Origin of the sequence: Vibrio sp. 10N.222.49.C9, from assembly GCF_041474985.1 — a bacterium.
Taxonomy (GTDB): domain Bacteria; phylum Pseudomonadota; class Gammaproteobacteria; order Enterobacterales; family Vibrionaceae; genus Vibrio; species Vibrio crassostreae_C.
In genome coordinates this window covers 234,187-253,158 of record NZ_JBFRVD010000008.1, presented here as the reverse complement: position 1 = coordinate 253,158, position 18,972 = coordinate 234,187, and the positions used below count along the sequence as shown (strand labels likewise).

Here is an 18,972-nt window from a genome sequence, read left to right as displayed (position 1 = left end):
CGCATTATAAAATTTTCACACCTTAAGCCTACGCTTCTCAAGACGAGTTAGAACATCTTTGTAAGTCACTTCATTCTCATCTAGATATGTTAGCAGCTTAGCTCTATCGATAACCTCAACCCCGCATGTTTTAGCTATATCATCAGTTCGCTTAGCTAACGATGGTGAGTTAGTTATAAATACTAAACGGCCGAAAGTTTTCTGCATCTCAGATTCATAAATCGGCTTAGCAGAGTGAATCTCTTGTATACCTTTATATCCATCGTATCTTCGTTGCGTATATTTAGCTTGCATTAGAATATTGCCCGACTGAGTCAGGATTACACCATCGGCACCATGGTCAGCACCAGCATTCGTTAACCACGCGCTTTCACTATCATAATGCTTGGACAGGAGCGTCAAACACAGAGCCTCAAATTGCTGCCAACTCAATTTGTCCAACTCGTCAGGTGTTATACGTTTATTAATGAGATCCCCAGTAATGCTCCCTCCGACACCAGATGGCTGCGGTACAACATCCTCTGGAGTGACTACAGCGTCTTTCAATAAAGTTTTCTGCGTTAGTAGCCTATGAAGGTTGACATCAAACGACTCAAACTCAGGATGATGTAACAAAGGGATGTAAATATGAACATCTTTTGTTTGCCCAATTCGATACACCCGATCGGTTGCTTGAGCTTCTTTAGCTGGGTTCCAGTGCCTCTCCAGATGGACGACATGATTAGCGCCAACGACAGTTAAACCAACACCCGCCGCCACTGGTGACATAACAATCAAATTAAAGCCTTCTTTAGCTTCGAAGTCCGTTATCATGGATTTACGAGTTGGAACTGACTTTCTTTTAGCTACAGCTTTGGCATCACCATTTATTACCGACAGTGGCCCTAAACCATAGATTTGACCGAGGGTGATGCTTAAAAAGCTCTGTAGACGCTTATTTACGGCAAAAATGATGCATTTTTCTTGTCGGCTCTTAATTCTATCAAGAGTCTCAAGCAATGAACTTAATTTCCCCGACTCTAGATATAATTCACGAGCCACTTTACTGCTTCTAGGAAGTTCTAGTCGTCCACCGTCACTTAATCTCGGATGTAATGAACTGTCTCGTAATCTCATTAATGTAGTTAAGGCATGGCTATCTTCATTTTCAATTTGATTACTTATCGTTCCTTCATAGACATCGCGCTGATACCCGACCATCGTAGATTCTAATTCTTTCAGGTACTCCCACCCATCAAAGTGTCCACCAGCATACATATTCTTAGCCGGTAGGCCCTTCAGGTTATCTTCTTTAACTCGTCTAAGCATCAAAGCACCCACCGCGATACGCAACTCTCTCCCTAGTCTAGCTCTGACCTCTTCAACTTCATCTCCGGCAGATTTGAGAATAGGTGAAATGTAGTGAGAACGGAACTCCTGATAAGTCCCTAAATACCCGGGAGAGGCAGTGTCCATTAAGCACCAAAAATCTGCCAAGCTATTCTCCACCGGCGTACCGGTAGCGACCAATTTAAAATCCGCTTTCAGTCCTTTAGCTGCCCTGGTTTGCAGGGCATTAGGATTTTTAGTGTTCTGAGCTTCATCGAAAACAACAACACCCCAATCAATTAAGCACAATGAAAACTGATAATCCCGTAACGTTTGATAAGTAGTAATAACAAGTCGTTGTGGTTGGTCTAGACGTTCGGAACCAAAGTTCTTTCCTACTTTTAAAGAGTATTTAGGTTCAAGCTCTTCATCTGAATTCTTTTGATTTCGGATTTCAACGCCACCCATCTTGTATCTGTTTAGATCGGCAGCCGATTGCAAAATGACTATGTCTTTAAAAGGAGACGCTTCAAATGTTTTATCTACTTCATCTTTCCAGTTTTCAAGCAGACTTAACGGAGCAACGATTAATGTCGGTTTCTTAGTCTTAGCGTCAATCGTCATACGTTGGTACATATGCTCTATAGCGGAGAGAGCCATGTAGGTTTTCCCTAAACCCATATCGTCAGCTAGTAAAGCTCCGCTGATACTTGGTTCAGTAAGAATCTTCTGTTCTACCCCCAGAATCCACCTAACGCCTACCTCTTGATGCGGGAATGGTTTTCGTTTGTGATTGTCCCAATTTAACTCACCTTCCCACGCCATATCTGCGATCAATTTATCAACCTGCGGGGAGTTTTCTGACAACTCCTCATCATTTAGATCGATATCAACAACATGGATCTCTTTTTCACTAGAGTCCTTCTCCAACTCTCCAGGTTCATCTTCAGAAGTATCACCAGCTGGTTTAGACATTTTGTCTTCGATTGCTACAAGTGTTTTACTCACAGCGTCACGATCACCAATGTCATACGACTTCCCTTCGTAATCAAAAACTGTAGCTCCGGTATGTTGAGCGTCATCGAGTTTTTTGCTTACTTCTAATAAAGCGGGCCTGTCATCAATTGCATCAATGAGCTTTGATATTGGATAAATGGCCTCTGTTGTTAATGAAGTACCAAACCAATCAATACCGGATTCATCCGTCTCCCCAAAATAGGCATGCTTAAATGTCGTTGCACCACGAACCCTTAAAGAAAACCCTAAATCAAGGTCAACTAAGCTCGCGTCAATAAATGCAGTGGGATTTTCCAAAAATGCTTTAACCTGGCTTTTTGGTACAACCCTATTGCTGATAACTTCTTTGACAGCTTTCAGTTTTTCCTCAGAAAAAAGTACTATCTCATCTCCTACTTTAAGAGAAACCGAACTATCACTTTGTAATTGACCTAGCACCCTCTGGATAGCTTCATGGCTAGCATGTTGCCCCATATTAGGCGTTAATATAAGGTCCCCATTAGCGTTAAGCTCCACATCTACTGTCACTGAGCTAGGCGTTAAAATTCTTAATTTATCAAAATGTTTTAACTTTAACCGACAGCCTTGGTATTGCGCTTCTTGAAGAGCATGAAGAAAAAGCAAATTATCGTACTCAGACTTTTCGGAGTTTTGATGAAGATTTTTTGCCTCAAACACCATCAACTGTGATGGTGTTAACAAATACTCTGCCTCTTTTCCAAACCTAATAAAAGGACCACTAATTGAATAATTAAGCGTTGAACGACCTTGTTGCGTAGTCACTGCCAAGTCAATTTTAAAATCGGGATTGCTTGCCTTTCCTTTTATGTCAGCATCAATTACTCCTCCCCAAAGTTCAGGAAGGCCTAAAAGAGTCATCAACTCTGAATCTAAGCGAACAGCAGTCGATGCAGGCATCATAAACCCATCGGGAAACGATGTTACTTCTCCTTGTTCTTCAAGCATTTTAAGAGCAACAAATTGAGCGGTGAACCACTCATTTGCTCGACCGCTTCGTATTTTTTCTAAGTTAGACTTCGAAGCAGTGAAATCAAGGCTACCATCACATACCAAATCAAATTTGGATGTTTTATCTAAACCAGAAAAAAATCTACTGATTAAAGAAGTTAGCTCCATTCTCTTACTCCGAAACGTTGTTTAAAGTCGACATAATCATCACTAGAAAGAATATCTTTAGCTGTCAATTGAACCCCTAAGTCTCTGAGTTCAGTCAATGCGCGTCGCTGCCAAGAATAACTTGAAGGAGAATGCGTAATCTTTGCTGTCGCCCCACCGGATAAATTAGTCATTTGGTAATTTAATCCACTGGTCAACTGCGAATAAGTTGGACTAGTAATATTATAATTGAACACACAAGCTGAAGGTTCTAAGTGTCTGTAAAGCCATAAATAACAACTATGGCTTCCCTCAATCATGTGTGCGCCTTCCATCTGAACATAGATGATAGACTTATCCCCATCTTTCACTGTCGAAAAGTTTGGCAAGTGTTTAGCGTCATAATTTCGTTTCAAATATTGAGCGGCATCTCGACTCAGATACAGTCGTGTATTAGTAATAACACCTGCATCAAACATTCCTTCTAAAAAATGCTTCCTAGATGGGTACATTCTTTGTAGTTCATAGTTGGATGAGGAATACGAATAATCCTCCAAAGCCTCTAAGAACAACTTAAGGTCTAATTTAGACAACCATCCCCGAACCGCTTGAGTCAACTGAGCATCAATATTTCTCCACCACTTTATGTACCGTGGATTGGAGCTTGGCACTCGAGGATCTCCTGCCACAGCAAGCACTACATTCATCCATGATTCACTCATATGAGAACCAATAGAACGACCAATTAAAATTCGCAGAATCTTGTGTCCTAACAAGTCCTCTGAATCATATTGAGCTTCAAAAACTGCCTTTTTCTGAACCTCAGATAACAATGGATGATCGATACCGATCGGAATCGTTTCAAGCTGTTCTACGTAATAGATCCCTTTAGCTGTCGTCAAATAGCGACCATTAGCGTAATGTTGTAAATCAAGCTCATTAATCCAATGGTCAAAATCAATATTTCTTTCGATTGCTTGCTTAGCGAGCCACTGAGGTCCATTGCTTGACAGGAGTTTCTCATCAAACTCTCCCTCGTAGCCTCTCTTTTGCTTCGCTTCTAATAACCATTCAGCGGTCGCATCACAATCCGTTAGCTGGTCATACTCTGATAGGAAATGCTGATAAAATGATTCAATAACAAGTGCACTAGGCTTCCCCACGATTTCTGTGATCTTATTGAGAAGACGACGAGTAAAGCTGACTTTATTTTTTATGTCAGTTTGCAAAGAGATTGCCAACGCTCGCACATGAACAGAAGTATCTACTACATCTTCTACAGCCTTGTTAGCTATCAGTGCTTTGTAGACATCACCGTATGCTGACTTAAATTTAGTATTTTCAATACCAGCGTTCTTGGACAGTACTCCAAGTTTCTGGGTGAGCTGAGACAGCTCCTCTATTGACTTACCCAAAGGATCATGACGTAAAGTTACCGGTAGCTTTTTAATACGAAGGCGCACTAATTAACAATCCTTTCTAAGTCAGCAATAGATGGTTTCTTGACCGTAAAGCGAATATCGATTCTTCGGTTCTGGCTTTTATCTTGTTGGTTAGCTTCTTGTAGATTCGCTCTGCGCGTTTCTGCATAACCGCTTACAGAAAAAAGGCGCTGTCCAAATGCATTTTCTAATTCACCCAATTTAGGTGTAAGTTCTACTTCAGCTTGCCAAACATTCCAGACTGATATAGCTCTATCTACAGATAAACCCCAGTTCCCCTTCCCTCGATAATGGATCCCATCACTATCAGTGTGTCCTTCTACAAACACTGTATCTAGGTACTTGAATCTTTCGTTCTTTCGAACAGCCATATGAAGCACAGCACCAATATCTTTTACCGCCTGTTGGACTTCAGGGCTCTTTGGGATGGAATCCTTACCTGAAGCAAACGTTAGAGTGCTCTCAGGTATACGTATTACAGTGTCATTATCGGCGATCTCAACGATAACATTTCGTTTAGCTAATTCATCTCTAACGTCATAGATTATATCTTTTCTCGCCTGTTCAGCTTTTTTTAGCTCTTCTATTCCTGCTTCAACATCATTTGTCTTTTGAGTAAGTTCAATAATTAACGCTACAGCGGCCAGTATGAAGATAACAAGAAGCGCTGACATAAGGTCAGAAAAGGAAACCCAATACGGGTTTTCTTCGTCAACTGAACCGTTTGATTGGTATCGCGAACCTCTACGCATTAGTGACTCACTTTGTCTTGGATTTCATCTACGACACTTGAAATTGCATTGACGGCATTAACCATCTGCGTTGCGTATTGAGTACTAGTCGTTGACCAAATTTTTAGGTGTTCATTGGTTTGGCTATTTGCCTCATCAGCATACTCTTCCAGTAGGGTCGACATTTGCTCGCTCAGTTCCTTCACGTTATTTTTCATTTCTGAAGTTAGTTCGGTCAGGTTACTCTTTTGCTCTGTCAAAAACTCATTTTGAGTAGAACGTAATTGATTGAACGACGATTCTGCGCTATCTAACATGCCATTAATCTTATCAGCAAGTTCACCAAATTTACTCGTATCCTCAACAAGTTGCTCTCTCAAGGAGTGGATTTTCTCTACGCTTAACTGATTCAATTCAGCCAAATCTTTAGTACTGCTTACAGCTTCAGTTACTGCTCCTGAAAGCTTATTACCCGCATCTTTAATATTCGAGCCAAAGACGCTCATACTGTCAGCTGCATTTCTCAACTCTACCGCTGATAGCTGCATACTCTCTGTCGCTCTCGCAGATGCAGATACAGAAGTTTCAATACTATTTTGAAGATGCTTACCTTGTTCTAAAACCTGATGAGACGCAGATTGCTGCATATCAACACTTGATTTAACTTGTGCTAGTAGCTCATCAGTTCCCGATTTCATTGCATTTGTTTGAGAAACAAACATGTCATTGCGCTCTTTTTCCATCAGGCTTGACTGCTCATCACGCTTAGAGAACGTTTGTGTAAGTTCACCTACTTGGTTATTAACAAATTCTGTTAAAACTCGGCTTTGCCCCGACACATTATCGACAAGTTCTTTAATTGTCGTTTCCATAGAAGAAGCCAGCTTTTGTTCTCTTTCCGAAGCTGCACTCTCTCTCTGGCTAAGTTGCTCACCCATTTCTGAGACCTGTTTCTCCACAAACTCGGTCATCATTCTCTTTTGCTCATTGCCTTGTGTTACTAACTCAGATACCTGTACAGAAATCGAAGAAATCAGCTCTTTCTCTCTCTCCGTTGATGCGCTCTGCTGAGCTTCAAGCTTATTAACAAATGCTGCCAAAGATGTGCTCATAGATTCTAAAGTTTCATTCACTCCCTTAGAGGCACTATCCATAGCAACACGCTGCTGTTCACCCTGCTGCCCGAAACCATCCATGAATGATTGAAGAACACTCTCTAGTGCTTTCTGATTACCGTCAGAAGTTTCGTCAACGAGCTTATTAATAGCAGGAGCCATAATTTTTTCTAAGCTGCTCTCCAGGCCTTGTTGAATGCCCTGAGTTGCCTGTACTAAAGACTCTTGCATTTTCTCGCCAATTTTCTCAGCTAGCCCTTGTAGACTTTCACGTGACTGCTGGCTATTATTCGCAATAGATTGCAATTGGTTTTCAGCGCTCAATCGAGGGAATAATCTGTCAATTCTATTTTGCAGAACCTTAATCTTTTTCCTAATAATCTGTTCAAGTATTTTTTCAATGAAATTGAAAGCTACGCTCAATAGGACACCCCAGACTGATGTCATAAAAGCAATTTTTGCTCCATTGATAACTCCCGCCACCCCATCTTTCATTTCATTTACATCAACATTACCTGCAATGTTTAAGTCAGAAAGACCGAGTTGCAAACCCACAAAGGTACCAATTACCCCTAAGGCCGTTAAGAAACCAGGTACTGCAGCTATCATTCTATTCTCAGTACTACCACCAGCCAGAGTGGAACTATTGAAGAAATAGTCAGCATCAAATGTATTATGTAACCGTAACACCTCGTCAGATCCTCTGACTTCCAACAGCGTTTCATCAAATTCTAGCCACAAATGCCCTACTGAATTTTTCTTTAGTTCTGCTTTGGCAATTAAGTCATGTCTACTATCAGCAGGGTTTGCCTTCTCAGCATCATTAAGCAAGTGATTTAACCACTTCACACGACGAGTAGCTCGAATGAAAGCAGATATAGACCACAGTAAGAAAAATGCCGCTACAAACCACAAAATCACCACAAACAAGGCACTCAACTGATCTGCTGTTTGTGGTGGAATTACGTTTAGACTGTTCAAGTCGGGCCATAAACTAGAGAGGTTAAGGCTATCTTTCATTTAAATCACTTCCAAAATTAATACGTCAACAAACTTGATTGTTGAAATTCTATGAACCTACAACTCAACCATGCGCTGAGTGCTTTGTGTTAACGAAGCAGCGAATACTTCATCTATTGCTGAAAGTTTTCAAAACTCCATATATTTTTTATGCCTGTGGCTCGTGATCTCTTTTAAGGTATTTTGATAATCTAACTCGTAGTTTTTTCTAAATACCCACCAGGCCTTAGAGCAAAATTCATGGCGCAATAATAGATAGATCCATCACATGCATATTGATCTAGTTCATTACAATCAATTCTTAGAGTCTTTCCTGCACTCGCATTAGTTTGATTGCTGTTGAAGAGCTTCAATACTAGAGGGCAAGTTGAAACCTGATGGCCATCTGATACCCGTATATTCCTTCTCTGATATATCGAATGGTACGACCCAAAGCTGATGCCCACCTCCCAACTCAAAGGGGAAATGCAGTGCTTCATCAAAGTTGTCTTGGCTAGGGTAAATCAGCACCACATCCTGACCACTTTCATCATCCGCAAGGTATTTTTTTGCATAAGCAAACAGTTGGTAAATATCCGATTGGGAGATATTTGAATTACTTAACTTGGTATTGAGAAGCTTCCACTTCGTATCGAGCACGACTTGATTGGAGCTCCCTTCCTTAATAATCAAATCTGGGCGTAAACTGAATTTGTTTCTACCGTCATAACGGGCAAGGTACTCACCAGTAACTTGTGTACTAACACTGAGCTTAGGATGACTGACCGCTAGTTGTTCTTTTAAAACTTTAGCAACGTAGTCTTCAAATACCTTCTCCATAGGGAATAAAAGAGAAGCTGCGTTAGCACCACCTTTCATCGTTTGTGGAGAAAAGCCTTCTAAGATTAGTCGACACCAGTCTAAAGGTATTTGGTAGTAACTCATCCCTCTATCAAGCCTGACTTTTGAAAAATCAACGCTGTAGTCCTTACTCTCTGGTATTTCATTAAATACAAAGTCTAGCTCTTGTAACAACTTCTGATTTTCTGCACTCCGCGTATAGCCTTTCACTCGTTTTAGAGCACTATGCATTAACCGGTTTACGGGACGATCGAGTAAGAACTCATCGTACTCACAGTAAAATTTATGCTTACTAATGGAGTTATGCCTAACTTGTTTTCCTACATTCAGCTTCCCCTTTAAGAAACCTAAATTGTCTTCCCTACGTACATAGTCGCTTCTTAAGCCACGTTTTACGAGCGTGTTCACCGACTGTAAGAACTGGCCTATAAATACCTCTAACAACGGCATTCTTTGGCGAGTAATATTAGCATTCGAGGTTTGAATATGTGAGAAACCTTTCAACGCACGTAACATTACTAGTAGTGTGTGCCGAGCTTTCACATAAGCGTCATCATAGTTGTTGTCACTACCTTCATCTGTGAAGCCTTTTCCGATTTTAGGCAAGATTTCAATTTGCGTTTTATCTGGCGTAAACATAACTCCTGCATAGTTTTGAACTTGCAGAACTTCCATACCATTTCGACGACGTAATTGAAGAAGATTTCTTTCATTCTCATTACTTAAGCAAAGCTGCTTGAGATATTGATAAGCTGATATAGAGATAGCTTGAACGTGTGAAGATGCAGTCTGATCTTTCAGCACATCTTCACTCACTAAACAGTCATACTCAAAGAGAGTAATTTCTTGTTTGGCTTTCACTAGCCTTACTCACTATCTTTTGCGTAGATAGCTTTGAACGCTGCCGGGTTTTGCCAAACAGTCCCTACCCCAAAAGGCTTGAATGAGTATGTCACTTTACAATCCTCATACAGCTCCAATCCATGTTCAGGGCCAAATAACTCACTGTAGGAGTCTTCAGTTCTTTTTAAAAATTGTAGTCTCTCATCTTGCTTCAAACTGTCACCAAGGACTAAACGAATCTTGCTCCAATCTTCATAAAAATACTCTTCCAATAGTGGGATTATCTTGTTCTTAAATGCTGACTGTAGCTCGATAAACGCCTTGCCTTCATCAACCTCATTGAAAACAGGGAACAAGAAAGCATGACCGAGCGTATGCTCACGATCATAGAGAACTTCAATTCGCTTATTTAGTGTTTCTAGCAATTTAGATAAATTGATGCCCTTAACTTCTTTATCAGCAAAAAGCTTGGGGTTTGGCATCATCTCTTTAAAATCAAAACGACGACGTAATGCAGTGTCCATCATTGCCAATGAACGGTCTGCCGTGTTCATAGTGCCAATGATATATAAGTTATCTGGTACTGAGAAAGTATCACCAGAATAAGGTAGGGTGACTTCTAGCGGCTCCTGCGCACCTTTGCGCTTAGAAGGTTCAATCAAGGTAATCAGTTCACCAAAAATTTTTGAGATATTACCTCGATTGATCTCATCGATAACTAATACATAGTTTTGGCGTTCTGTTTTGACTTCGCGCTTACTATGCGCAAGCTTTTCTAAATGCTTGATCAAAGCAGAATAGTAAGGGTTCAATCCTCCATTAATCACTCGAGCACCATGAAAGATGTCTTTTAAGGTTTTTACACTCAAAGAATGAGTTGATTCGCCTTTGTCTTTTTCGAAGCGAATTGTGTTGTTATCGACATCAGTCACTATGAAAAACGTACGAACTGTGTCGACTCGAACGCCCTCTTCCAGTTCAGATAAACTATTTAAAAAACGCCCCCACAATGTATCAAAATCATCTTTCTCATCCGTGGTTTTGGTTTCTTGGTAGTCCTTAGCTTTTTCACAGAGCGCCTTAAATACACCCTCTTTTTCATAGTAAGAAATTTGACCGCCTTCTGTTTTAGCACTGAGTCCTTCCACAAACTCTTCATACCCATAGCTTTGATGAAATGTGACAAAACGAATTCGACCAGCGGCAGTCAGTGCTTTGTATTTTTTCGTTAGTGAGCCTCTTTGCTCTTCTGATACACCGGTTTCAGGATCAATGTTTATGCTGGCGTAAAAGTCAGGATCAGCGGCTTGAACTGCGGCTTCAATAGTATGATAGGTTTTACCAGTGCCTGGCGGCCCATACAAAATTTGGTTAAGCGGAGAGATGATACTGTGACTACTATATTCATGGTTCATTTGGCTTTCCTTCTCACTATCATGCTTAACTCTCAGTTCATCTAAACTCATCGAGTAGTATGGTTGCAGAATGCTCTCTTCAAATAGCTTTAGGTCTTGTTTTTGCTGGTATACCTTTGCAAGAGTACTGTTATAGCTTGGGGCCCAACCTTTACTTGGGCCTGCGTACTTTTGTAACTCTGACAAAGAACGGACTAACTCATACTTTCGAAACCTCCAACCATGATCTAAAGGAGATTCATCATCGAACATAGCCTCTCCAGTGACTCGTACCAAGGCCTTTAAATAACCGCTGCGAGAAAGGCTTACGATATCACTAACTTTGACTTCCTTGATAAAACGACTGCCCTGACTTTTTGCTGTTTCGCTATGTACAGCTAGATAGTTATTTTCGTCTAGCCATTGGGATACGCTTTCAGATATTTCGTTGAAACCATGGGAAACTTTCCAAATATTAGGGATAGTTTGTAGTGGGTCTTTGTTGACTAATTTATACCCTTGCTTTTCAAAAAACCTCTCAGCTTCAGACGTATGACACTGACTGTGGTGGACATCAAAAATCACACTGTAGAGTCTTTTTGCTGGATACAAATTGCCGTCAATTTCAACAAAGTGATGAAAGTCCTTTTCGTAATAACCATCTTGCTTCAACTGAGTTACGGCATCCTCAACTGACCGCTTTGAAACGTCCATACCTAGCCTCTTTCCTTACTATTATTCTTGCTTTGTCCTGTTCTAACAGGATTTTGATAAACACAACTATAGTTTTGATTGAATGATTGCTGCCTTTATAGGCATTGTGCACCTGCACTTAAGAAATATTCGTAAGTTTGGTCGAACAGTGCCTCTTGAGGGAAATAAAACACTACGCCATCTCTACCTCTTGTCATCAGTACCCGGTAACTATTAAGCTTAATTTGAAAAGGGTTTTGAACATTTCTATTGCCTTTATGAAGAACCCAGCCACTGCCATTGTAGAGAAAGTCTTTCGCCCAGATTAGCACTGGCATATCAAGCTCTAACCCCTGGCAATCAAACTCACTAATTGTGCGCTGGAAACTACAACACGATGTCGAAGAACTAACGTCATCATGGAACCATGGGCCCAATGGTTGTTTGTTATACTTGATGTTGTCTGACGAACTTAACAAGCCATACTTCTTGTTGGTGTTTTGATATCTATTGAGACAGTATCTTTTGGCTTTTTCCAAATCTCTGGTTAGATAGATATTAAAACCGTCTTTAATCGTCTGCTTAGCCAGCGCAACATCCGGCTTATCATTCAAAACACCTTCCACCCACTTAGGATATAAACTTGCGCTATGAGCTCGTAAAGACTGGTCTAAATTTAGCAATGGGTTTACTCGAACACGATTACTGCTCATGAATTGAAAATGATGCTCTAACGCTGGTGGGCAAAAAACAATCCAAGGCTCTTTACTACTTTTCAAAGCATCGCACCAAAGAGAAATACCCACTTCTTCACCCACATAAATCTCTTGTCCCTCTCCAACTAGAGCGACATAGTGACAAGGCGTTTTATCTTTATCTGCGATCCTGATGATGCAAGAAGGCTCCGACATTTGGTAATTCTTGTTTTTATTTTCGTCCCACATCCTCTGGGCTTCATCAAAAACAACCAAATTAGTATGAGGGGTTGTACGTGGCTTCATATATTCGCGTTTAAAGTCTTTCAACGCGCGAACAAACGTTTTGTCATCAAGAGCATATTGCAAGACATCTACCAGCGGGCCATTCCCAGATAAAAACTGGCCTCTTTTGTTCCGATGTACAAACTCCAAACCCAGCAACGTCTTCCCTGCTCCAGGAACACCAGTAACCAGGGTCAATACACTCGCCCGATTTCTATTTCCTTCACTCTCAACCCAAGCAGTTACTTTATCCAACTCATCAAGCGCTTCATAAATCCCTGCGCTTTTAGCGCTCTTTAGTTCTTCTATTGGGTTGTTTTGAAATATCTCTACTGCCGCATCCACTAAATTTGGTAATGGCGCATAAGGCGATTCAAGCCACTGTTTTAAATCAGTGTTAGTTGGAGCGCCCGTTAAGTACTTATCAAGAAAGGCTTTGAGTTTATCGCTAGATAGGATTGAGATATTACTTTCGATATCCGTTAATTTACCGGTGGATTGAGTCAAAACCAAACCGGCAATCACCTCTAGCGCAGCGCTTTCATGATGGTAATTGCAGAGATCTCGATAATAGCCACACAACTGGTCATAATCGGCTCGCTGATAGCGATCCTTCATTTTGAATTCTAAAATGAATAGCTTATTTTCGACGAGAAGCAGAACATCGGGTCTACGCCCTCCTTCCATTGGTAGAGCGTACTCAAAAATAATATAGCCATCAGATTGGGCACGCTTGGAGAGTTCTTTCTGAAGATGATGAAAACAATCAACCCAAGCTCGTTTCTGAAGTTCACCGAGCTCTAAGCCAGGGAAGTTGATACAAAACTCAGAACACATGTTGGCCAACCAGTTTTCTTCTTGTTCTTGAAGAAAGACATCAATCCTATTTGCATAGCAATAAGTCATTCACGGTCCTCTTCAGTTTGCTTGCAACTTTCTAACAATGGGGACATCAGCTTCGGCCCAATCTAAAGAAGTTAGCTCATCGAGATTTAACCACAATGCTTCAATATGCTCAGTAAGTACTATCTTTCGGTTTTCGACAGGACATAAGTAAGCGTGCATCGTGATATGAAAGTCAGGGTAAGCATGCTCAACCGTCATGAAATAATCTACATGTTCGATATTCAGATGCAGCTCTTCATTCAACTCTCTTTTAATGGCTTCTTCTCTCTGCTCACCTACTTCCACTTTCCCGCCGGGAAATTCAAACTTCTCATGGATATAAGCTAACTTTGAAGGACCGCGCTGAACACACAAAGTTTTATCTTCATGTTGAATAATGGCCGCTACTACTTCTATTTTTTTAACCATATTCACTTGCCCCTAACTATTCTTCTTATAATTCTCAGCCTGCTCTAGCACGCCTTTGTAAACATCATCATTGGCAACTGGTGGGAAGCCGTATTTGTGTAGCAGTAAGATTAAATCCACTTTCAACTTGGCTTTGATGTCATCGCGGCCTGCCCAGTCTGGGTATTGAGCGACATTGTCTACTGTGGTTTTCATCTCCTTCGCCAGTTCGAGCATCTTGTCATCGTCGTAAGTGAAATCGTACTTCTTGCGCATGTGGTTCAAGATATCGAGGAACGCTTTCTCTTCTAGGTCGATGCCTAGGTCTTCAAACGAGCCCATTTCTTTCACGATATCAAAGATAATGTCCGTCATTTCTTGAGAGAAGGTATCGAACTCCTCGCCATTCAACACATCATTTTCACGGCGTTCGTTATACTGCTCCACCAGCGATTGGAAGCGCTTAGAGAAGTTCATGCCTTGCAGCTGGTTGACCTTTTTAAAATCACTTATCGCCTTCTCTAGTAGCTTTTGAAGCAACTGAATCTTGGTGTTTGGCAGCTTAATCTTGTTGATACGAGCTAGGTAATCTTCGTCAAAAATATCGATAGCTTCGGCGTGCTCATCACCAATCGTAAAGATCTCTTCTACTCCATCGGCACGAAGTGCTTCTGCCACTAACTCACGAACACGTCTATTCATTTGTGCCGTGTCTGGTGCATCACCTTTGGTTAGCTTAAAGATGATAGAGCGCACTGCGATATAGAAGTGAATTTGGTCACGCTCTTGCTGAGATAACAATTCACTACCACAGCAAACATCATAAGCCGCCTTCATACGGCCCACTAAAGCCATGAATCGGGTTTCGCCTTTCTTGGTTTGAAGGATGTATTCTGCCGACTGATTAAGGCACTCCAGCTGCTTACACGGCTCTCCTGTGTAATAACCTGACGTATCGAGCTTGTGGAACATCTGTCTTAATAGATCGAGGTGGTTCTTCACCTCAATGACAGAAAAACGAATATCTTCAAAGTTAGTCTCATCAGCCTTTGAATACATTGCTAAGGCTTGATTCATTCGCGACTTGATACCAATGTAATCGACAACCAGCCCTTTCGCCTTGCCTTCAAACTTACGGTTAACACGTGAGATGGTTTGAATCAGGTTGTGTTTCTGCAACGGCTTATCGATGTAGATAGTATCCAATTCAGGAACGTCAAAACCTGTTAACCACATGTCGACTACAATGGCTATTTTGAAATTCGACTTAGGACTCTTAAACTGCTGGTCGAGTGATTTTCGATATTCCTTTGTCCCTAGTAGGCTGTACTGATCTGGATCATCGTCTTTGCCGCGCGTCATCACCATTTGCACCATCGCAAGTGGCTTTAACTCTTCTTTCTCTTTATCAGTCAGCTCGACACCATCAATTGATAGCTTTTCCTCGAACCATTCTGGCCTTAAGATTTTGACTTGCTTATAAAAATCAAACGCGATTTCACGACTCGCACAGACAAACATCGCCTTGCCCTTTATCGTGGAACCTTCTTTAACTCGCCCTTCATAATGTTCAACAAAGTCTTTCGCCAAAGCTTCAATACGGTCAGGGTCGCCAAGGATCGCGTTCATATTGGCAGAAGCTTTCTTGCTCTCTTCTATCTGATGTTCATTAGTGCCAGCTTCTGCACACGCTTGGTAGTATTTCTCTACCTCTTCAAGCTTGCTGTTATCAAGAATGACTTTGGCTGCTCGGCCTTCATAAACAATACGAACCGTAATTTCATCATTAACAGATTCTGTCATGGTGTAGCTGTCTACTGCATCACCGAATACATCAAGGGTGGCATCGATCGGCGTTCCGGTGAAGCCAACGTAAGTCGCGCTTGGTAGAGAGTCGTGCAGATACTTAGCAAAGCCGTATGTCTCTTTCACATCGACGGCTATACCATCTTGATATTTGATCACCACTTTCTTATCGAGGTTGACCTGTGAACGGTGAGCTTCATCGGAAATACAGATGATGTTTGTACGCTCTGAAAGCAATTCGATGTCTTCGGTGAACTTGTGGATGGTAGTCAGGAACACACCACCACTCTTGATGCCTTGCAGCTTGTCTCTTAAATCTTGACGGCTTTTAACTGGCACAACCATCTCATCACCAATGTAATCAGAGGCATTACAGAACTGTTTAGAAAGCTGATCATCGAGATCGTTACGGTCGGTAATAAGTACAATGGTCGGGCTTTCAAAATCGATGCTTTTCATCAATAGGCGCGATAGAAATTGCATGGTGAAGCTCTTACCACACCCTGTTGCACCAAAGTAAGTGCCGCCTTTACCACTTCCGTATGGCTTACGTTCTTTGTCGATGTTGTAGTAAAGCTTACGCGCTGCGTAGTACTGCGGGTAACGGCAACAGATTTTTATCTCTTTCTTTGAAGTATCAGGGAAGAAGACAAAGTTCTTCACCACATCAAGTAATCTGGTTTGGTTAAATAACCCAGCAATCATGGTGTAGAGGGAGTTAATACCCTCTTTTTCGGTAGACTCATTACCCGTTACTTTGCGCCATGCGTAGAAGAACTCATACGGCGCAAACAGGTTACCCATTTTGTTGTTCACACCATCACTGATGATGCACATCGCGTTGTAGACGAACAGCTTGGGAATATCACGGCGATAACGCACACAGATTTGCTTCCATGCATCAAAAATGGTCGCGTCTTTCTCTCGCACGGCACTTTTAAATTCAAACACCACCAGCGGTAAGCCGTTCACATAAAGGATGCCATCAGGGATTCGAATTTGTTCATCGACCCCCTCAATCTCTAGCTGGCTAACGATTTTATAGATATTGGTGTCAGTCGCTTCTAACCGATTTGTTTCTAGGTACGTAACCTTACCTTCAGCAACTTTTCTATCAGAGTTGTCTGCTTTAGATTTATTCTCTAGCAGCGGGACAAACATCAAGCGTAAGGCTTGTGCCAAATGTCTTGTATCGATTAACTCAATATAGAGGTCTTTCTTTGAGCGATCTTCACGCTGAAACAAGAAGCCATTCGTTAGCCATTGGCCGAAGGTTTTATTGCTATGGTACAAATCACTGGCAGGCAACGTTGAGATCATACGAACAATGGTGTCGATTTCGCTCTCGGTTATACCATCGCCTCGGTACTCCTTGGCAAGGTAGCGTCGTAAGTCATCGACAATGAGTACTTGTTCTTTGTCTTCACGCGCTATTTGTTCACCCACTACGTGTGGGTAGCCTTGCTCACCCAATAGCTCAATAATGGCCTGTTCTAATTTGGCTTCTGTGAATTTTAAGCTCATCGCCTTTTCCTACTGCTGTTTGACGTTGTTTGTTGTTTTCTAAATTGAGTTATTTAAATTTGTTTTGTAGTAACTCGGTTTCGGGCTTTGTTCCATTTTCTCAACACCGCAGATCTTGTCACCTCCGCAGAATCAGATATATTTTGAATAATATTTCTGAATTAAAGCGAACATATTACGCTTACGCTTGTACGTGGTAGCGAGTTGCGCCACCTGACTATAAAATGTCGCCAATTGAGTAGGATGCGATTTCAGCATATTCTCTAAACGTCGAAGTAACTCTAAAGCTTGATCGTAAGCCGTATTATTGGTCTGTTCGATATAAGATGAGACTGCTCGCAGATAATAATCCAGCGTATTTTCAGGTTTATCATCCACAATTTGATCGGCAAGCGAAATAAGTCCTTGTATTGATATTTTATGTTCGGCAACCCATTCGCACGCTTTGTCTAATTGCTGGTTATCGATATAGAACAGAACCAAGGCATCCGTACGATCAGAAGCTTGATTATAGCGGTCTGGTTGTTGATAGGCATTGGCAAGTAGCAGTTCAGTGCGGGAGAAAAATTCAACATCATCAATTTGGTAATTGGCTTTAAACTTCGCTAACTGTTGATAATATTGAAAGCTTGGTGATTGTTCTAACAAACGGTTAGCTAATACCCATGCAGAATGGATTTCACCTAGTTCAACATAAAGACGGAATTGAGCTTGTTCGCACGCACGAAGTTCATAATCACTCGCCATTTTTTTCGCCTTAGCTAACCAAAACTCAGCTTCTAACGGCTCTTGCTCATCAATGAACATATCAACAACTTCAAGATAATCTCGACACGTTCGTGCTATTTTTTGTTTAATTTCCGCCACTTCACGCCAATCGGAGCTGTGTTTCATTAACGGAACTGCCCATGAGCGTAAGTTCCAGCTACTCTCATCTTGCGATGCTTGATCTATCGCTTGGCGGCATAAGGTTAGAAAGTGGGTGTTAGATTGCCAAATCGCTCCAAAACTCTCTTCAATCGAAGGAAATACGTCAAATTCGTAATGGGTCAAACGCTCAAACATCCACTGCGCTTTCTCTTGCTCACTCCAATTAAGCTTTGCCAGCGTCTTTGGCATGTGTTCGTTAATCATGCTTTCAATGCCATAACGATCGCCATTGGAGTCATCAATTTGCTCTAGCACCTTATTCAACCGTTCAACAAGGTAGTTGATTAATTTCCATTGATGATCGGCGTTAAGGCTTTGCATTGATTCAATGATCATGTTCAATTGAATTTCTGCTGAGTTGAAATAATCATGGCTTTCTCGCCAATCCCAGAGCTGTTCTCGCGGTAAGGCTTGGGTAACCAACTTTTTCAGCTCGCCATATACGGCTGGCTTTTCGCGTATTTCAATTTTTGTCAGCAGTGCATTCCATGTGTACTCATCTTCTTCTAGGTATTCGAGTAGCATCTCTACCATGGCCTCTTCACCAAGGCTTTGCAGGTGATTTTTTATGGTATCTCGTTCACTACTTTGGTTTAAAGCTTGTTCTTGGTCTTGTAGGCAAAGGGCAACCGCCACGCCGTGCTTGCACAACATTTGATATTGCGCCGCAGGGCAAGTACAAGTGCCAACCAGATCGCCAGTGAAATCGAGGCTCACTTGATAATTGAGGCTGCCTTTGACCTGTGCGGTCGCGGTGTTGCCAACAAGGTTAAGCTTGCGTACTGCACCACTGCGTGAAAGCAAGATGCCTTTTTGCAAAGTGCTTGTTTCACACAGTGTCGTCAATTCAGAAATGTCGATTTCACGAGTATTAGTTGCGTTCATTATATTATGGTTCCACCTACGCTTTGCTTTGTTCT

At 41.5% G+C, this 18,972-nt stretch carries 10 protein-coding genes; all 10 read right to left on the bottom strand.

All coding sequences use genetic code 11. The features are described from left to right. Positions 1–15: 15 nt before the first annotated feature. Positions 16–3,462 (bottom strand): SNF2-related protein, encoded by a 3,447-nt coding sequence (locus AB4585_RS03250; RefSeq protein ID WP_372169332.1) that lies wholly within the window; start codon positions 3,460–3,462, stop codon positions 16–18. Further along, positions 3,453–4,904 (bottom strand): EH signature domain-containing protein, encoded by a 1,452-nt coding sequence (locus AB4585_RS03245; RefSeq protein WP_102393903.1) that lies wholly within the window; start codon positions 4,902–4,904, stop codon positions 3,453–3,455. Before AB4585_RS03245 ends, AB4585_RS03250 begins: the two co-directional genes overlap by 10 nt. Continuing rightward, positions 4,904–5,635, bottom strand: a complete 732-nt coding sequence (locus AB4585_RS03240) for an OmpA family protein (RefSeq protein ID WP_017083526.1) — start codon at positions 5,633–5,635, stop codon at positions 4,904–4,906. The genes AB4585_RS03245 and AB4585_RS03240 overlap by 1 nt, the downstream gene beginning before the upstream one ends. Next, positions 5,635–7,749, bottom strand: a complete 2,115-nt coding sequence (gene zorA, locus AB4585_RS03235; RefSeq protein ID WP_372154682.1) for an anti-phage ZorAB system protein ZorA — start codon at positions 7,747–7,749, stop codon at positions 5,635–5,637. The genes AB4585_RS03240 and zorA overlap by 1 nt, the downstream gene beginning before the upstream one ends. A 324-nt stretch (positions 7,750–8,073) precedes the next feature. Beyond that, positions 8,074–9,450 carry an McrC family protein gene (locus tag AB4585_RS03230; RefSeq protein ID WP_372169331.1) on the bottom strand — a complete coding sequence of 459 codons (1,377 nt, stop codon included), beginning with the start codon at positions 9,448–9,450 and terminating at the stop codon, positions 8,074–8,076. Positions 9,451–9,455: 5 nt separating this feature from the next. Next, positions 9,456–11,540, bottom strand: coding sequence for an McrB family protein (locus AB4585_RS03225; RefSeq protein WP_372169330.1), 2,085 nt, complete (start codon positions 11,538–11,540; stop codon positions 9,456–9,458). A gap of 95 nt (positions 11,541–11,635) precedes the next feature. Further along, on the bottom strand, positions 11,636–13,405 hold the full coding sequence (locus AB4585_RS03220) for a DNA/RNA helicase domain-containing protein (protein ID WP_372169329.1): 1,770 nt from the start codon (positions 13,403–13,405) through the stop codon (positions 11,636–11,638). A gap of 12 nt (positions 13,406–13,417) precedes the next feature. Further along, the gene (locus AB4585_RS03215; protein ID WP_372169328.1) at positions 13,418–13,813 is read right to left on the bottom strand and encodes a (deoxy)nucleoside triphosphate pyrophosphohydrolase; all 396 of its coding nucleotides are present in this window, start codon (positions 13,811–13,813) and stop codon (positions 13,418–13,420) included. 12 nt (positions 13,814–13,825) lie between these two features. Continuing rightward, positions 13,826–17,122, bottom strand: a complete 3,297-nt coding sequence (locus AB4585_RS03210; RefSeq protein ID WP_372169327.1) for a type I restriction endonuclease subunit R — start codon at positions 17,120–17,122, stop codon at positions 13,826–13,828. A gap of 132 nt (positions 17,123–17,254) precedes the next feature. Beyond that, positions 17,255–18,937: an SWIM zinc finger domain-containing protein gene (locus AB4585_RS03205; RefSeq protein ID WP_102427826.1), complete on the bottom strand. Its 1,683-nt coding sequence runs from the start codon at positions 18,935–18,937 to the stop codon at positions 17,255–17,257. Positions 18,938–18,972: the final 35 nt, after the last annotated feature.